This is a genomic window from Kordia sp. (assembly GCF_045105435.1).
Taxonomy (GTDB): Bacteria; Bacteroidota; Bacteroidia; order Flavobacteriales; family Flavobacteriaceae; genus Kordia.
Map to the genome: position 1 here is coordinate 17169 of NZ_JBGCDL010000053.1, position 14943 is coordinate 32111.

At 33.2% G+C, this 14943-nt stretch carries 14 protein-coding genes; 9 read left to right on the forward strand and 5 right to left on the reverse strand.

What is annotated here, in order from left to right:
- Nucleotides 1-11 precede the first annotated feature (11 nt).
- Nucleotides 12-572 carry a thioredoxin family protein gene (locus tag AB8B65_RS02505; RefSeq protein ID WP_405299244.1) on the forward strand — a complete coding sequence of 187 codons (561 nt, stop codon included), beginning with the start codon at nt 12-14 and terminating at the stop codon, nt 570-572.
- Nucleotides 573-745: 173 nt separating this feature from the next.
- Here the strand turns inward: AB8B65_RS02505 and AB8B65_RS02510 are convergent, their stop codons facing one another.
- Together AB8B65_RS02510 and AB8B65_RS02515 are read right to left on the reverse strand one after the other, a co-directional pair.
- Nucleotides 746-1282 (reverse strand): YfiT family bacillithiol transferase, encoded by a 537-nt coding sequence (locus tag AB8B65_RS02510; RefSeq protein WP_405299245.1) that lies wholly within the window; start codon nt 1280-1282, stop codon nt 746-748.
- Nucleotides 1283-1369: 87 nt separating this feature from the next.
- Nucleotides 1370-2302 (reverse strand): peptidylprolyl isomerase, encoded by a 933-nt coding sequence (locus AB8B65_RS02515; RefSeq protein WP_405299246.1) that lies wholly within the window; start codon nt 2300-2302, stop codon nt 1370-1372.
- A 452-nt stretch (nt 2303-2754) separates the two neighbouring features.
- On the opposite strand from AB8B65_RS02515, the gene AB8B65_RS02520 reads away from it, so the two are divergent.
- From AB8B65_RS02520 to AB8B65_RS02530, 3 genes are all read left to right on the forward strand, one after another.
- Complete coding sequence (locus AB8B65_RS02520; protein ID WP_405299247.1) at nt 2755-2925, forward strand: hypothetical protein; 171 nt, start codon at nt 2755-2757, stop codon at nt 2923-2925.
- Between the two features lie 103 nt (nt 2926-3028).
- Nucleotides 3029-5041 (forward strand): sensor histidine kinase, encoded by a 2013-nt coding sequence (locus tag AB8B65_RS02525; protein WP_405299248.1) that lies wholly within the window; start codon nt 3029-3031, stop codon nt 5039-5041.
- Between the two features lie 16 nt (nt 5042-5057).
- Nucleotides 5058-5729: a response regulator gene (locus AB8B65_RS02530; RefSeq protein ID WP_405299250.1), complete on the forward strand. Its 672-nt coding sequence runs from the start codon at nt 5058-5060 to the stop codon at nt 5727-5729.
- Nucleotides 5730-5803: 74 nt separating this feature from the next.
- Here the strand turns inward: AB8B65_RS02530 and AB8B65_RS02535 are convergent, their stop codons facing one another.
- Complete coding sequence (locus AB8B65_RS02535) at nt 5804-8002, reverse strand: RecQ family ATP-dependent DNA helicase (RefSeq protein WP_405299251.1); 2199 nt, start codon at nt 8000-8002, stop codon at nt 5804-5806.
- Nucleotides 8003-8087: 85 nt separating this feature from the next.
- Here AB8B65_RS02535 and AB8B65_RS02540 point away from each other — a divergent pair, with 85 nt between their 5' ends.
- From AB8B65_RS02540 to lptB, 4 genes are all read left to right on the forward strand, one after another.
- On the forward strand, nt 8088-9056 hold the full coding sequence (locus AB8B65_RS02540; protein ID WP_405299253.1) for an SIS domain-containing protein: 969 nt from the start codon (nt 8088-8090) through the stop codon (nt 9054-9056).
- Nucleotides 9056-9874: a twin-arginine translocase subunit TatC gene (gene tatC, locus AB8B65_RS02545; RefSeq protein ID WP_405299255.1), complete on the forward strand. Its 819-nt coding sequence runs from the start codon at nt 9056-9058 to the stop codon at nt 9872-9874. Before AB8B65_RS02540 ends, tatC begins: the two co-directional genes overlap by 1 nt.
- A complete protein-coding gene (locus AB8B65_RS02550) occupies nt 9867-10214 on the forward strand; it encodes a carboxymuconolactone decarboxylase family protein (RefSeq protein WP_405299257.1) in 348 nt (115 codons plus the stop codon). Before tatC ends, AB8B65_RS02550 begins: the two co-directional genes overlap by 8 nt.
- Before the next feature lie 322 nt (nt 10215-10536).
- Entirely contained in the window at nt 10537-11304 is a 768-nt protein-coding gene (gene lptB, locus AB8B65_RS02555; RefSeq protein ID WP_405299259.1) for an LPS export ABC transporter ATP-binding protein, read from the forward strand.
- A 186-nt stretch (nt 11305-11490) separates the two neighbouring features.
- On the opposite strand, the gene AB8B65_RS02560 is transcribed toward lptB, so the two are convergent.
- Nucleotides 11491-12813 carry a glycosyl hydrolase family 28-related protein gene (locus tag AB8B65_RS02560; protein WP_405299260.1) on the reverse strand — a complete coding sequence of 441 codons (1323 nt, stop codon included), beginning with the start codon at nt 12811-12813 and terminating at the stop codon, nt 11491-11493.
- 4 nt (nt 12814-12817) lie between these two features.
- On the reverse strand, nt 12818-13564 hold the full coding sequence (locus AB8B65_RS02565; protein ID WP_405299262.1) for a CDP-alcohol phosphatidyltransferase family protein: 747 nt from the start codon (nt 13562-13564) through the stop codon (nt 12818-12820).
- Nucleotides 13565-13707: 143 nt separating this feature from the next.
- On the opposite strand from AB8B65_RS02565, the gene AB8B65_RS02570 reads away from it, so the two are divergent.
- Entirely contained in the window at nt 13708-14766 is a 1059-nt protein-coding gene (locus tag AB8B65_RS02570) for a PorV/PorQ family protein (protein ID WP_405299264.1), read from the forward strand.
- Nucleotides 14767-14943: the final 177 nt, after the last annotated feature.

A 14943-nucleotide genomic window follows, 5' to 3' on the forward strand; every position in this document is an offset into this window, starting at 1 on the left:
TAATATATCAAATGGCACTTACTCCATCAAACATGCTTTCTTTAGGGACAAAAGCTCCCGATTTTACATTAATAGATACGATTTCAGACAAAAATATTTCCTTGCAACAAGCAAAAGGTTCGCACGGAACTATTATAATGTTTATCTGCAATCATTGTCCGTTTGTAAAGCATGTAAATGAAGGCATTGTGAAATTGGCGAATGATTACCAATCAAAAGGAATTGGTTTTATTGCGATTTCGAGTAATGATGTTGCCAATTATCCCGCGGATGCGCCACATTTAATGAAGGAAAACGCCAAACAAGAAGGCTATTCATTTCCGTATTTATATGACACAACTCAGGAAGTTGCTAAAGCGTATGACGCGGCTTGCACACCAGATTATTATATTTTTGATAACGATTTGACATTGGTATATCGTGGACAATTGGACGATTCACGACCAAATAACGGAATTCCAGTTACAGGAAACGACATGCGAACTGCCCTAGATACTTTATTGAAAGGCGAAGAAATTTTAGCCGATCAAAAACCCAGTATTGGTTGTGGGATTAAGTGGATTTCATTTTAGACTGCTATCGCTTTTAGATCACTCGCTGTTAGAACGCGCTTTGACGCTTTTAGATTTTCTAACTAATGTAAGATGTTTTCTTAATATTATATTTTTGAAAGTTTCTAAGCGAAGTTTAAATTTTGTTTGAATCAATTCAAAACTTATAATTCAATATTCATAATTCACAAAACCTACTTCCAACCTTCACGAATCATTAATTGATTGATATGTTCAAAATGATGATTGCAATGCCACGCGTAGATTCCAATATTCTCTTTAAGACTCACTTTTTCATTTCCTTCCGGATGAATGAAAACGTGCTCCATATCGGACATTGAAAGCCCTTTTAAAAAATAAACCCACTTTGCATGCAGCGCTTTTATCGTATTGATTGAAAGTTCAATCGGAGCTGATTTGCTATCGAATAATTCTGCCCAACGATCTTCATAATAGGCTTTAATCATTGGTTGCTCTTCTGTCAACGTCCATTTAAAACGCGTATAACTATTATGATGACTGTCTGCTACATGGTGAATTACTTGTCGGATTGTCCAGCCATCAGGACGATAACACGTATTCAATTGTGTTTCAGATAGATTTTCGACTAAATTTTCTAACCGTTTTGGGAATAGTTCCAAAATTTCAATCCACCTTAAAATAGTGGTTTCTGTAATAATTTCTGGAATTTGAACTTTCCCGATCGGATATTTTAATTTTTCTAAATCCATGCTATACTATATGAACAACTATTTTTAAAATCAATAAATATCAAGCAAAAAAAACGCTCTGAGATTTTCAGAGCGTTTTGTATTAATTTATTTTACATCCATCAATTCAACATCGAACATGAGTGTTGCGTTTGGTGGAATTACGCCACCTGCACCTCTTGCGCCATATCCTAAATGTGGAGGAATTACAAATCGAGCCTTATCTCCTACTTTCAATAGCGCGATTCCTTCATCCCAACCAGGAATTACATTTCCTTGTCCTAATGGAAAATCGATTGGTTTATTGGTTCTATATGAAGAATCAAAAACACCACCATCAGGAAACATTCCTTTATAATGTACAAAAACAGTTTTCCCTGCTTCAGCTTGAACACCACTTCCTTCTTGAATAATTTTATAACGCAATCCGCTTTCTGTTGTGTCAAAACCTGTTGCAATTTCTTCTAATTCTTTTGCTGCTTTTTCTTTTGCTGCTTTTTCTCTTTCTTCTTTTGCTCCACTAAATTTTCTAAATTCTTCTACAGCATTAAAAGCTTCTGCAGCTGCTCCAACACGAATAATTTCAACTTTATCAATTGCATCACCTTGTGCAACTGCATCTACTACTTCTTGTCCGTGTGCAACATGTCCAAAAACAGTATGCTTTCCATCTAACCAAGGAGTTGGTACATGGGTAATAAAAAATTGACTTCCGTTAGTTCCTGGTCCAGCATTTGCCATAGATAGTACACCTGGCTCGCTATGTGTTAACTCTGGATGAATTTCGTCATCAAAATTATACCCAGGACTTCCTGTTCCTGTTCCGAGTGGGCAACCACCTTGAACCATAAAATCAGGAATTACTCTATGAAACTTAAGTCCATCATAATAAGGAGTTCCTTGTGCTTTTGCATTGTTTTCTAAATTACCTTCCGACAGCGCAACAAAGTTACCGACTGTTCCAGGAGTTTTTTGATACGTCAAGCTAACTAGGATTTCCCCTTTGCTTGTATGAAATTTTGCGTATAATCCGTCTTCCATTTGTATGTTTTTAATTTACCACGCGAAGATACGCATCATAAAACAATTAAGAAATATACATACACAAATAATCTTCATGGAAATAGTAATGTATTCCCATATTTTTTTTACTGAAAAACCATAACGAAAAGTGTAACAAAGAAACTAACTTGATTTTTGAAATCAAGTTACAAATCTATCTAATTTCAATTACTGATTATCAGACAGTTAGCGTGATTTCAAGTTCTGAAATTTTAAAAAAAACTATAAAAAATTTGTAAAAACTAGAAGTTAATAAAATTTTCTAACTTACTACAAAGTACCAATAGTTTTTGACTAAATGAGTGATTTTAAACAGGAAAAGTATTACGGTAATAACTTACAAATCACACAAACAGAGCTTTTTTTAGAGGAATTGGAAAAAATGATTAACCAAATAAAACTAGTAAGTAACTTAATTAAAATTTAAAAAGATGAGAAAAGTATTCGGATTATTCGCATTGTTATTAGTAATAAACTTAGGATTTATAGCTTGTGAACCAAACAGTACAAGTGATGCAGGAGATGATAATGTGTTTGAAAATGTAACTGGGACAGAAGATGGATCAGAAGTTGATAAAGGTGGTAGTGACACAGAAGGATAAAATATAATATTAATAATAACTATATAACCTTAATCAATTAGAATTGGTTAAGGTTTTTTTTTTGAAAAAAATAAGATAGTTTTGTTATCAAATATATAAAATATTGATTAATAAATATTACATAATAATTTTTATACTATTCTTTTCTTTAGTTAATTCTCAAGAAAAAAAAGATGAGAATTTGCAATACTTAAAAACATTAAAATTTATTAATGAAGGAAAAGATGAAACAAAGACCAAAAAACAAAGAACTTTAAGCTTAATAGAAGCAAAAAAAAATATTATAAATATTAAAGATGATTCATTAAAAAATAAGGCTTACTACAAATTATCAAATACTTTCTTAAACATAGAAGACTCTTTAAACTTTCGTAATACAAACAGGAAAGGAATATTAATCGCTAAAGAAACTAATGATTCAACATACCTCGCAAATCATTATTGGGATTTAGGATGGTATTATCAAAGATCAAAGCAAAATGATAGTGCGTTTCTTTTTTATGATTCTTCTCAAAAAATACTAAAAAAAACTGGTCGAATGTCTTCTGCAGGTAGATTATTACTAAGAATGGCCAAGATTCAAAAGGAAGTAAAAGATTATACGGGAAGTGAAATTACAATAACCGATGCCATAGAAGTATTAGAGCCTATCGAAGACAATAGAAAGCTTTACAGCTGTTATAATGATTTGGGAACCATATTTAAGAATCTAGAAGAATATGAAAAATCTTTAGAATATCACAACAAGGCTTTGTATTATTTAAAAAAAATAAAAGGAGATGATCGAATATTAAAAGCATACACATTAAATAACATAGGCTTAGTTTATAGGTATAAAGGTAAATATAAAGATGCAATAGATAATTTTGAACAAGCTTTAAGTTTTGATAGCTTGTACATAAAAAACCCAAGACATTACGCTACTCTATTAGATAATTTAGCGTATTCAAAATTTTTATCTAACGATATTTCACAACTACCAGAGTTATTTTTGAAATCTTTAGACATAAGAGATAGCTTGAAAGACGAATCTGGATTAGCTACTAGTAAAAGGCATTTAGCTGAATACTATTTAGAAAAAAAAGATAGTATTTTAAGTTTAAAATATGTCTCAGAAGCTAAAGTATCCGCATTAGAATCAAGAAATATGAAAGAACTATTAAGCTCTTTACTACTTTCTTCTAAGATTGATATTGAAAAAAGTAACTATTATTTGAATAAGCATATTCACATAAGCGATAGTTTAGTGAAACATGAACGAGCAATCCGAAATAAATTTGCAAGAATACGCTTTGAAACCGATCGCTATATAAGCCAAAACGAAAAACTAAGCATCCAAAACACATGGATTGTAGCGATTTCTACCGCAATTATCTTTTTTGGTTTTTTAATTTATGTGATCACGCAACAGCGAACACGTAACAAAGAGCTAGAAATGGAGCGACAACAACAGCGTACCAATGAAGAGATTTATAACTTGATGATTGATCAACAAGATAAGATTGAAGAAGGTCGTAAACGTGAAAAAGAGCGCATTTCTCTCGAATTACATGACGGAATTCTTGGAAGATTGTTTGGTACGCGACTGAGTTTAGGTAGTTTAAACGCAAAAGACGATGCTAATTCTAAAAAAGTACGCGAACAGTATATCAATGAACTTCAAGGTATTGAGGAAGAAGTACGTAACATATCGCACGAACTTGGATTGGATAATTTCGACAAAACAACAAGTTATAGTACAATGATTGCAAATCTTTTGGAAGAACAGTCCAAAATAACTAACTTTAAATATCAAATTGAAGACGACGACCGAATTGTTTGGACAGATATTCCTGGGCACATAAAAATTAATATCTATCGCATCATTCAAGAGTCTATTCAAAATATAAACAAATATGCGCAAGCAGAAAACGTGATACTAGATTTTCATAAAGAAGCAAACCATATTATTCTTACCATAAAAGATGATGGAATTGGTTTTGACCAAAGCAAAAGAAGTAGTGGTATTGGACTTAAAAATATGAAATCGAGAGTAACTTTACTTCATGGACAATTTACAATAAATTCAATTCCAGGTAAAGGAACTTCTATCAGTGTTGACGTTCCTATGACGTAGAACTTAACCTTACCAGATGAATAATGATATAAAAGTACTTATTGTAGATGATCATCCAATGATTATTGAAGGCTATAAAAACGCCCTTTTAGGTATTAATTCTGATGAAATGACATTACGAATTGATACTTCCGATACATGTGATGGTGCGTATGCTAAAATTAAAAATGCTTCCACAGGAACTCCGTATGATGTCGTTTTTTTAGATATTAAATTACCTCCATCAAAAGATGGGAAAATTATTTCAGGAGAAGATTTAGGAATTAAAGTAAAAGAATTACTTCCTGGTACTAAAGTGGTAATTTTGACAATGTTTAATAACAACTTTAGAATTCACAACATATTAAAAAACATTAACCCCGATGGTTTTTTAGTAAAAAGTGATGTGACTTCCGACGAATTGATGCGTGCTTTTCAAGTGGTTTTAACCGATCCGCCATATTACAGTCATACCGTAACGAAATTACTTCGTACGCGAATTATCAATGAAGTTGTGTTAGATGATATTGATCGTAATATTCTTTTTCACTTATCGAAAGGGATAAAAACCAAAAACTTAACAGAATACATTCCATTGTCATTAGCCGCTATTGAAAAACGCAAAAGACATTTAAAAGAAGTATTTGATGTAGAGAAAAAAGGAGACGAATCTTTACTAGAACAAGCTAGAAACACAGGATTCTTATAAAATATACTTCCGAAAAACACAAAAAGCGGTTTGATTGCATAATCAAACCGCTTTTTAAATATATTTAATTTTATCTAATTTGCTACATCGCTGATAAATTTAATACGATACAAACGCAATTCTTCATCGTCATAATCGCCATCAAATTCTTCCATTGCAGATGAAATCTTATCGGTATTTGACTCTATAAAGTATTCGTGAATTTCTTCTTGTTGGTCTTCATCCAAAACTTCATCAATCCAATACGTAATATTCAACTTTGTTCCGCTATATACAATTTGTTCCATTTCTTTAATGAAATCGGCCATAGCCAAACCTTTCGCAGCAGCGATATCGTCTAACGGAAGTTTTCTATCAACATTCTGAATAATGTATAATTTTAATGCAGAATTCATTCCCGTACTTTTGACAACTAAGTCATCTGGACGAACAATATCATTCTCATCTACGTATTTTTTAATGAATTCGATGAAATCTTTACCGTATTTCTTCGCTTTTCCATCACCAACTCCATGAATATTTTTCATTTCTTCGATAGAAATTGGATATTTCAACGCCATATCTTCCAAAGATGGATCTTGAAAAACAACAAAAGGCGGAACATTTAAGCGTTTCGACACTTTTTTACGTAAATCCTTCAACATATTCATCAACTTCTGATCGGCTACTGCGCCACTTCCTTTAGCAGCTGTAATAATACTAGCGTCATTTGCATGATCAAAATTATGGTCTTCCGTCATCATAAATGATTCTGGAGCTTCTATAAATGCCAAACCAGCTGGAGTTAATTTTATAACACCATACGTTTCAATATCTTTTCGCAAGAAACCAGCAACCAATACTTGACGAATTAACGCCATCCAATACTTATCATCATGTACTTTTCCTGTACCGAAGAAAGGTTGTAAATGTGTTTTATGCGATTTGATCAAAGCATTTTCATAGCCAATCAAAACATTTACCACATTTCGAGATTTGTAGGTTTGTTTTGTGAGTTGTATCGTTTTCAATAATTCTACAACTTCATCTTTTGCTTCTACTTTACTTTTCGGATTGCGAACATTATCATCCATATCGGCACCTTCGCCATCATCAGGAAATTCTTCTCCGAAATAATGTAGTATAAATTTTCGTCTCGAAATAGACGTTTCCGCGTAAGCGACAACTTCTTGCAACAGCGCATGACCAATTTCTTGCTCTGCTACTGGTTTTCCTGACATAAATTTTTCTAGCTTTTCAATATCCTTATATGCATAAAACGCCAAACAGTGACCTTCGCCACCATCACGTCCTGCTCTACCCGTTTCTTGGTAATAACTTTCTATACTTTTAGGAATATCGTGGTGAATTACAAAACGGACATCTGGTTTATCGATTCCCATTCCAAAAGCAATCGTAGCAACGACGACATCGCAATCTTCCATCAAAAACATATCTTGATGTTTTGCACGCTTTTTTGGATCTAAACCAGCATGATACGGAACAGCATTTACGCCATTTACTTGTAGCACTTGCGCCAATTCTTCTACGCGTTTACGACTTAAACAATACACAATTCCGCTTTTACCTTGATTTTGCTTGACAAAACGAATTATATCTGCATCAGCATTTTTTGTTTTTGGTCGTACTTCATAGTACAAATTTGGTCTATTAAAAGAAGCTTTAAACGTATTTGCATCTGTCATTCCTAAGTTTTTCAAGATGTCTTCTTGTACTTTAGGTGTGGCAGTTGCTGTTAAGCCAATAATAGGAATATCATCTCCTATTTTCTTTATAATAGTTTTTAAATTTCTGTATTCAGGACGAAAATCGTGTCCCCATTCTGAAATACAGTGTGCTTCATCAACCGCCATAAAAGAAATTGGAACCGTTCGTAAAAACGTTACATTTTCTTCTTTGGTTAATGATTCTGGAGCTACATACAATAATTTTGTAATTCCATTTGTAATATCTTCTTTAACTTGTCGTGTCTCCGCTTTTGTAAGCGAAGAATTTAACACATGCGCAATACCATCTTGGGAAGATATTCCGCGCAGTGCATCTACTTGGTTCTTCATTAAGGCAATTAGGGGAGAAACAACAATCGCAGTTCCTTCTTTCATTAGTGCTGGTAGTTGGTAACATAAAGATTTACCGCCACCTGTTGGCATAATGACAAAGGTATTTTGATTACTGATAATGCTTTTAATAACTTCTTCCTGTAGTCCCTTGAATTGACCGAACCCGAAGTGCTTCTTTAGTTCCTTATATAAGTCAATTTCTACTAAACTCATTCTATCGTTTTACTATTTTACATACATTTGCATACTCTAAAGATACTATTTTCTTTAGTAACCACAATTTTTAAATTTAAACATTTTGAAATATAAAGATAGTATTATTAGCGTTGCCAAGCAAACCATTGAAACAGAATATAATGCAATTAAAAATTTAATCCCCTTAATTGATGATGAGTTTGCCGAAGCGGTGTCTTATATTTATAACTCTAACGGGCGCGTTGTCGTTACTGGAATTGGGAAAAGTGCCAATATTGCTACAAAAATTGTTGCTACGTTAAATTCTACAGGAACTCCTGCAATTTTTATGCATGCCGCAGATGCAATTCATGGTGATTTAGGAATTATTCAAGAACACGATAGCGTAATTTGCATTTCTAAAAGTGGAAATACACCCGAAATTAAAGTATTAGTTCCACTAATTAAGAATAGTAATAATAAATTATTTGCCCTTACTTCAAATAGAGAATCATTTTTAGGTACACAAGCCGATTTTGTGTTACATGCCTATGCAGAAAAAGAAGCCTGTCCTAACGGATTAGCGCCCACGACAAGTACAACAGCCCAATTAGTGTTAGGTGATGCTTTGGCAATTTGTTTGTTAGAATTAAGAGGTTTTTCTAGTAATGATTTTGCAAAATACCATCCAGGTGGCGCACTTGGTAAAAAATTATACTTACGTGTAAACGATTTATCTTCTGTAAATCAAAAACCTAAAGTATTTGCTGATAGTTCTGTAAAAGATGTGATTGTTGAAATTTCAAAAGGAATGCTCGGCGCAACTGCTGTAATTAATGAACAAGAAGAAATTATTGGTGTAATTACGGATGGAGATATTCGACGAATGTTATCAAATAATGATTTTATTGGCAATTTAAAAGCTGAAAACATCATGTCGTCCAACCCAAAACGTATTAAAAATGATGCTATGGCTGTAAAAGCTTTGGAAATGATGGAAAACAGCGGAATTTCACAATTAATGGTAGAATCGCAAGGAAAATACGCAGGAATCGTACATTTGCATGATTTAGTAAAAGAAGGAATACTATAATGGGGAAAAATAAAAACGAAATGTCATTCTTAGGACACTTAGAAGAACTAAGATGGCATTTAATTAGAAGCTTTGCCGCAATATTTATCATTGCAACGGTCATATTTATATTTATAAAACCTATTTATGATCATTTTTTAATTGTCCATTTAAATGGAGAATTTGTAACCTATAAGTTTTTTTGTAGTGCATTTCAATTATTTGGTATAGATAGTGACTTTTGCGCTTTAAAGTTTGATGACGAACTTGTCAATATGGCAGTTACAGGTCAGTTTACTTTGGCAATTTGGACAGCCTTAATTTTAGGACTTATCTTAGCGTTTCCTTATATATTATATGAAGCATGGAGATTTATTGCGCCAGGATTAAGTCCAAAAGAACGCGGAAGATCAAGATGGTTTATCTTTTTAGCTTCACTCCTATTTTTCATTGGTTTACTATTTAGTTACTACGTAATTATGCCAATGTCATCGTACTTCTTCTATAACTTTTCCATTACGGAAACTATCGAAAACAACATTACGGTTCAATCGCACATAAGCTTATTAACAAACACATTACTAGGAGTTTCCTTAGTTTTCGAATTACCGCTCATCATATATTTCTTATCAAAATTAGGATTAATCACACCAGCATTCTTACGCAAGTACAGAAAACATGCTTTAGTTGTTGTATTGATACTTGCCGCAATTATAACGCCGCCAGATGTTGCGAGTCAGATTGTCGTAGCAATTCCTATTTTAATATTGTATGAAGTTGGAATTGTAATATCAAGAAGAGTAGAAAAAAATTATAAAAAGAAATTTAAGCATGGCTAATCCCGTAGAAGAATTTAACGACTACAGAGCTAAAATGAACGATAAAATTTTAGCAGATAACAACAAAGTAATCAAACGTATCTTTAATTTAGATACCAATGCGTTTAGCGCTGGTGCTTTAGATGTGCAAACCAAAGAGTTATTAGGACTTGTAGCATCCGCAGTATTGCGTTGTGACGATTGTGTAAAATATCATTTAGAATCTTGCCACAAAGAAGGTTTGAGCAAAGAAAAAGTGATGGAAACGTTAAGTATTGCCACATTAATTGGCGGAACTATTGTAATTCCGCATTTGCGAAGAGCGTATGAGTATTGGGAAGCGTTAGAAGCACAGAATTAGTATAGATTTTAGATCGCTTCGCTTTGCTCCTGTTATATGTTTTCGATTGTGAGTTTAATTGTTTAACCTAATATCAATTTCATAGTCTAAACTTGTAAACCCGTAAACTTTATTGGGTTTTATACTTGTTATGATAGAAGAAAAAGTTTTTCTAAACGCGCATTGCTATTAAGGATGTTTTAAATAACTCCAATTTAGATTTTGATTTCAACTAGTAACTAGTAACTAGCAACTAATATAACCGACGAAGTTAATTTCGTATTAAAAAGTATCAGCGTTATACCTAAATTGTTATTTTTACGCTTTATAATGACCAAATTATATGATTTTAAGAGCCGATAGTATTATGAAGTCCTACAAAGGACGAAAAGTAGTAAAGGGAATTTCTTTGGAAGTAAATCAAGGAGAAATTGTTGGATTATTAGGTCCGAATGGAGCTGGAAAAACAACTTCTTTCTACATGATTGTAGGTTTGATAAAGCCTAACGGCGGAAAAATCTATTTGGATGATATGGAAATTACCAAATTCCCGATGTACAAACGTGCGCAAAACGGAATTGGTTATTTGGCACAAGAAGCGTCTGTTTTCCGTAAATTAAGCATTGAAGAAAACATTTTGAGTGTGTTGCAATTGACCAAAATGTCAAAAAAAGAACAACATCGAAAAATGGAATCGCTGATTGAAGAATTTGGTTTAGGTCACATTCGTAAAAACCGTGGTGATTTACTTTCTGGTGGTGAACGAAGACGAACAGAAATTGCACGTGCTTTGGCTACAGATCCAAAATTTGTATTGTTAGATGAACCGTTTGCAGGTGTCGATCCGGTTGCGGTAGAAGACATTCAGCGAATCATAGCACATTTAAAAAATAAAAATATCGGAATTCTCATCACCGATCACAACGTACAGGAAACCTTGGCAATTACCGATAGAACTTATTTAATGTTTGAAGGAAACATTCTAAAAGCAGGAAAACCGAAAGAACTTGCCGAAGACGAAATGGTTCGAAAAGTATACTTAGGTCAAAACTTTGAGTTGCGCGAAAAGAAACTGGACTTTGAACAGACGGAAATAGAAACAGATAAATAAAAAGAGGCTGTCTAAAAAGTATTAGAAAGTGTCATTCTGAACTTGTTTCAGAATCTCATTCTATTGATTTCCAATGATGATGAGAAACCGAATCAAGTTCGGTTTGACGAAATTATGACTTTTTAGACAGCCTTTTTTGTTCTATAAAAGTTGTTCTTCTTTACAAGAGAAAATAAATTTTTAATTCTATAAAATCTGAGTATCACCAACTTCATTAAAAACTGCTCCATAAATTTGATCTGAGCTTTTGTTTTTCCCAATGATGATACCACTTGGATAGTGTTTTATTTTGTGTTTATAAGTATGCTTAATCACAATACCATATTGTTGCGTTGGTATTGCCTGCGATGGTAAGTTATAAAACTCATTATTTTCTAATGTGATAAATTTACTTCCATACTCAACGCGAATGCCTCCATACGGAGTATTTCGGTAAATTCCATCTCTAGTTTGCTCGTTACTTCCACATTTATTAAATAGAACTTCTATACGTGTAGAACCTGCAAAACCTATTCCGCACGAATTATTTTCTTCTGCGGTATTGTAACTAACTTCTCCGTAATGACAACGTTCAAAAGCAAAACCCAAATCGCCCGAACCGTTTGCTACATTCTCAGTACATATAAACTCTTTTGTGTCTTTTATGGCAATTAAATCTGCCGAACCTCCATTGTAAAAACTCAAATTTGGACCTTCTACATGGTTGTGCGCTATTTTTACATTCAAATGAAAGTTACAACTACCGCCGTACAAGCTTGCTTTATAATCTTTATCACCACAAGTTAAGTAAATGGCACTTGCACTATCTGGTCGCCCTTTTGGCTTTCCGTTAGCCTGAATTACAGATTTTTTTGCAGGAACAATAATCGAATTTCGCAATATACTAACAGTGTCGCAATATTCAGGTTTTGAAGTGTCAACCGTTCCTGTAAGTCGAATTCCATTACTGGCTAAAGTTTCTAAAAATGAATTATCGTGAATTTCTATGTTTGAATTTCGCCTCCAAATTCCGACTCCAATATAGGCTTCTTCAAAAACACAGTTTTTAACAGCTAATCCATCGGTTTTTTGAACTCTTATTGCGCAAGCTCCTTTTTTATTAGTTCCTTTAAACTCGCAGTTTTCAATTGTAATGTTTGAATTTTCTATAGGATCTTTACCATAACTGTTTATTAAAACGGCAGCTACAGCCGGACTTTGATGTTGTGTATCAAATATAATATTGGAAATTGTCACGTTAGCAACTTTATTTCCAAAAAGAAGTTGTTTCGTTTCTAAATTCTCTGGATGATAGTATTTTAAACTGGCTTTTCCACTACTTGTAGTGATAATTATATTACTTGGCAATGAAAGTGATTTAGAAATACACACAAGCGCGTTTTCTGGAAATTGAACCGTGCCGCTACCATTTTTCTTTATTGTTTCAAAAGCAGTTTCGAGTGCCTTGGTGTCGTCGTGAGTTCCATCTGCGGAAGCGTTATAAGGCGATTTTGTAATATCTATAAACATGGTATCATTTTTTTATTAAAGAAATTAATACATATAAAATGATAATGATCGGAATTGCCAAAAAGTGCAAAAAGACGAGCAATAAAGCACTTGCAATGATAAAAATATACTTTACCATATTGTCTTTAAAGCTCCAATTTTTAAATTTTAACGCAAATAATGGAATGTTTGCATTTAATAAATAACAACTCAATGCTGTGATGACAAGTAAAAACCATTTGTTTAAAATGATGGCATCAATCGTAGGATCTACTTGATATGCTAAAATTAGCGGAAACGACATTATTAATAAGGTATTGGCTGGCGTTGGTAACCCAATAAATGAAGAAGTTTGATTTTCGTCAATGTTGAATTTTGCCAAACGATACGCGGAAGCCAACGTCACAAACAATCCGACAAGCGGCAACAAATGCACTTCGTTTTCAAACCAATGCCAAGTATCTGACCATGAATGTCCGTCGTTTACTTTTTCATGTATGCCCAAAGCTCTGTTGAATAATTGATACATGACAATTCCTGGTACAACACCACTGGTGATCATGTCTGCAAGTGAATCTAATTGCAAGCCAAATTCACTTTGCACTTTTAACAATCGGGCTGCCAAGCCGTCAAAAAAATCGAAAAATATACCTAAAAACACAAAAAATGCTGCAATTTCTAGTTGATTTTTCACTGCAAAAATAACTGCCAAACACCCGCAAAATAGATTTAATAATGTGATGAAATTTGGAATGTGTTTTTTGATGTTCATGTATCTGATTTTTTGTAAAAATAAATAAACTTTACAAACTCTATAGTGCAGAAGTAGAAATGTTCTTCAATTCCGTACAATATCTATGTATTTTTTGAGTTTATTAGGGTAGAAAATCGCATATTTGTATAAAAATTAGACTCTTGAAAAAGTTACTTGTATTCCTCTTTATAGTAGTTACTCATCTTGCAAACGGACAATCTGTTGCTAAATATTCAAATGAATTTATGAATATTGGTGTGGATGCTGGCGCGTTTGGTATGGGAAATGCCGTTGTGGCAAATATTGGTGATGTAAATTCTGGTTACTGGAATCCTGCGGGATTGGTGCAACTTGAAGACAAACAAATGGCATTAATGCACTCTAGCTATTTTGCAAATATTGCCTTGTATGATTATGTGGCTTTTGCAATGCCTATTGATGATAGAAGCGCTTGGGGAATTTCTTTGATTCGTTTTGGAGTCGATGATATTTTAAATACTACACAGTTAATTGATGGACAAGGAAATATTGATTTTAACCGAATTAGCCTATTTTCTGCTGCCGATTACGGAATTACCTTTTCGTATGCACGTAAATTGCCTGTACAAGGCCTAAATTATGGTGTGAATGCGAAAGTAATTCGTAGAATAATTGGTGATTTTGCTTCTTCTTGGGGATTTGGTTTTGACTTCGGAATACAGTTCAGAGATAAAGATTGGAAATTTGGATTGATGGCGCGTGACATCACAACAACGTTTAATACTTGGAGTATTGACGAAGAGTTATTTAATGATGTTAGCGATCAAATTCCAACGCAAGATTTACCAGAAACTACTGAAATTACCATTCCAAAATTACAATTTGGAGTTGCGCGTTCTTTTACGTTTAACTATGATTATACGCTTACAGCGGAAGTGGACTTAAATATGCGTTTTGCGCAAACAAACGATATTGTTTCAACTTCTTTTGCAAGTATAACGCCTGCAGTTGGTCTGCAATTTGCATATACTGATTTGGTGTTTTTACGCGTTGGTGCTGGAAACTTTCAAAATGAAAACAATTTTGGATCAGAATCTTTAACCTTTCAACCAAATTTAGGAATTGGCTTTAAATACAAAGGAATTCAGATCGATTATGCTTTGACAGATATTGGCGATCAAAGTGCTGCAATATATTCTAATGTATTCTCTTTAAAAATCGATTGGAGTTTATTTAGATAAGTCTACTTTACGATCGCACACAAAAATCTAGCTTTAACATAAAAATAACGCACGTGTTGTTTCATCTCACCAATAAAAAATAATACTTTTATCGGATAAAGCTACACAGATGAAAAAACTTGTATTTCTACTATTTCTTACGATTGGAATTGGTTTTGCACAAGAAAAAAATCAAAT

Bases quoted from the DNA above. Each gene is read 5' to 3' on its own strand.
- AB8B65_RS02505 (WP_405299244.1), top strand. From the start codon at position 12: ATGGCACTTACTCCATCAAACATGCTTTCTTTAGGGACAAAAGCTCCC.
- AB8B65_RS02510 (WP_405299245.1), bottom strand. From the start codon at position 1,282: ATGGATTTAGAAAAATTAAAATATCCGATCGGGAAAGTTCAAATTCCA.
- AB8B65_RS02515 (WP_405299246.1), bottom strand. From the start codon at position 2,302: ATGGAAGACGGATTATACGCAAAATTTCATACAAGCAAAGGGGAAATC.
- AB8B65_RS02520 (WP_405299247.1), top strand. From the start codon at position 2,755: ATGAGAAAAGTATTCGGATTATTCGCATTGTTATTAGTAATAAACTTA.
- AB8B65_RS02530 (WP_405299250.1), top strand. From the start codon at position 5,058: ATGAATAATGATATAAAAGTACTTATTGTAGATGATCATCCAATGATT.
- AB8B65_RS02535 (WP_405299251.1), bottom strand. From the start codon at position 8,002: ATGAGTTTAGTAGAAATTGACTTATATAAGGAACTAAAGAAGCACTTC.
- tatC (WP_405299255.1), top strand. From the start codon at position 9,056: ATGGGGAAAAATAAAAACGAAATGTCATTCTTAGGACACTTAGAAGAA.
- AB8B65_RS02550 (WP_405299257.1), top strand. From the start codon at position 9,867: ATGGCTAATCCCGTAGAAGAATTTAACGACTACAGAGCTAAAATGAAC.
- lptB (WP_405299259.1), top strand. From the start codon at position 10,537: ATGATTTTAAGAGCCGATAGTATTATGAAGTCCTACAAAGGACGAAAA.
- AB8B65_RS02560 (WP_405299260.1), bottom strand. From the start codon at position 12,813: ATGTTTATAGATATTACAAAATCGCCTTATAACGCTTCCGCAGATGGA.
- AB8B65_RS02565 (WP_405299262.1), bottom strand. From the start codon at position 13,564: ATGAACATCAAAAAACACATTCCAAATTTCATCACATTATTAAATCTA.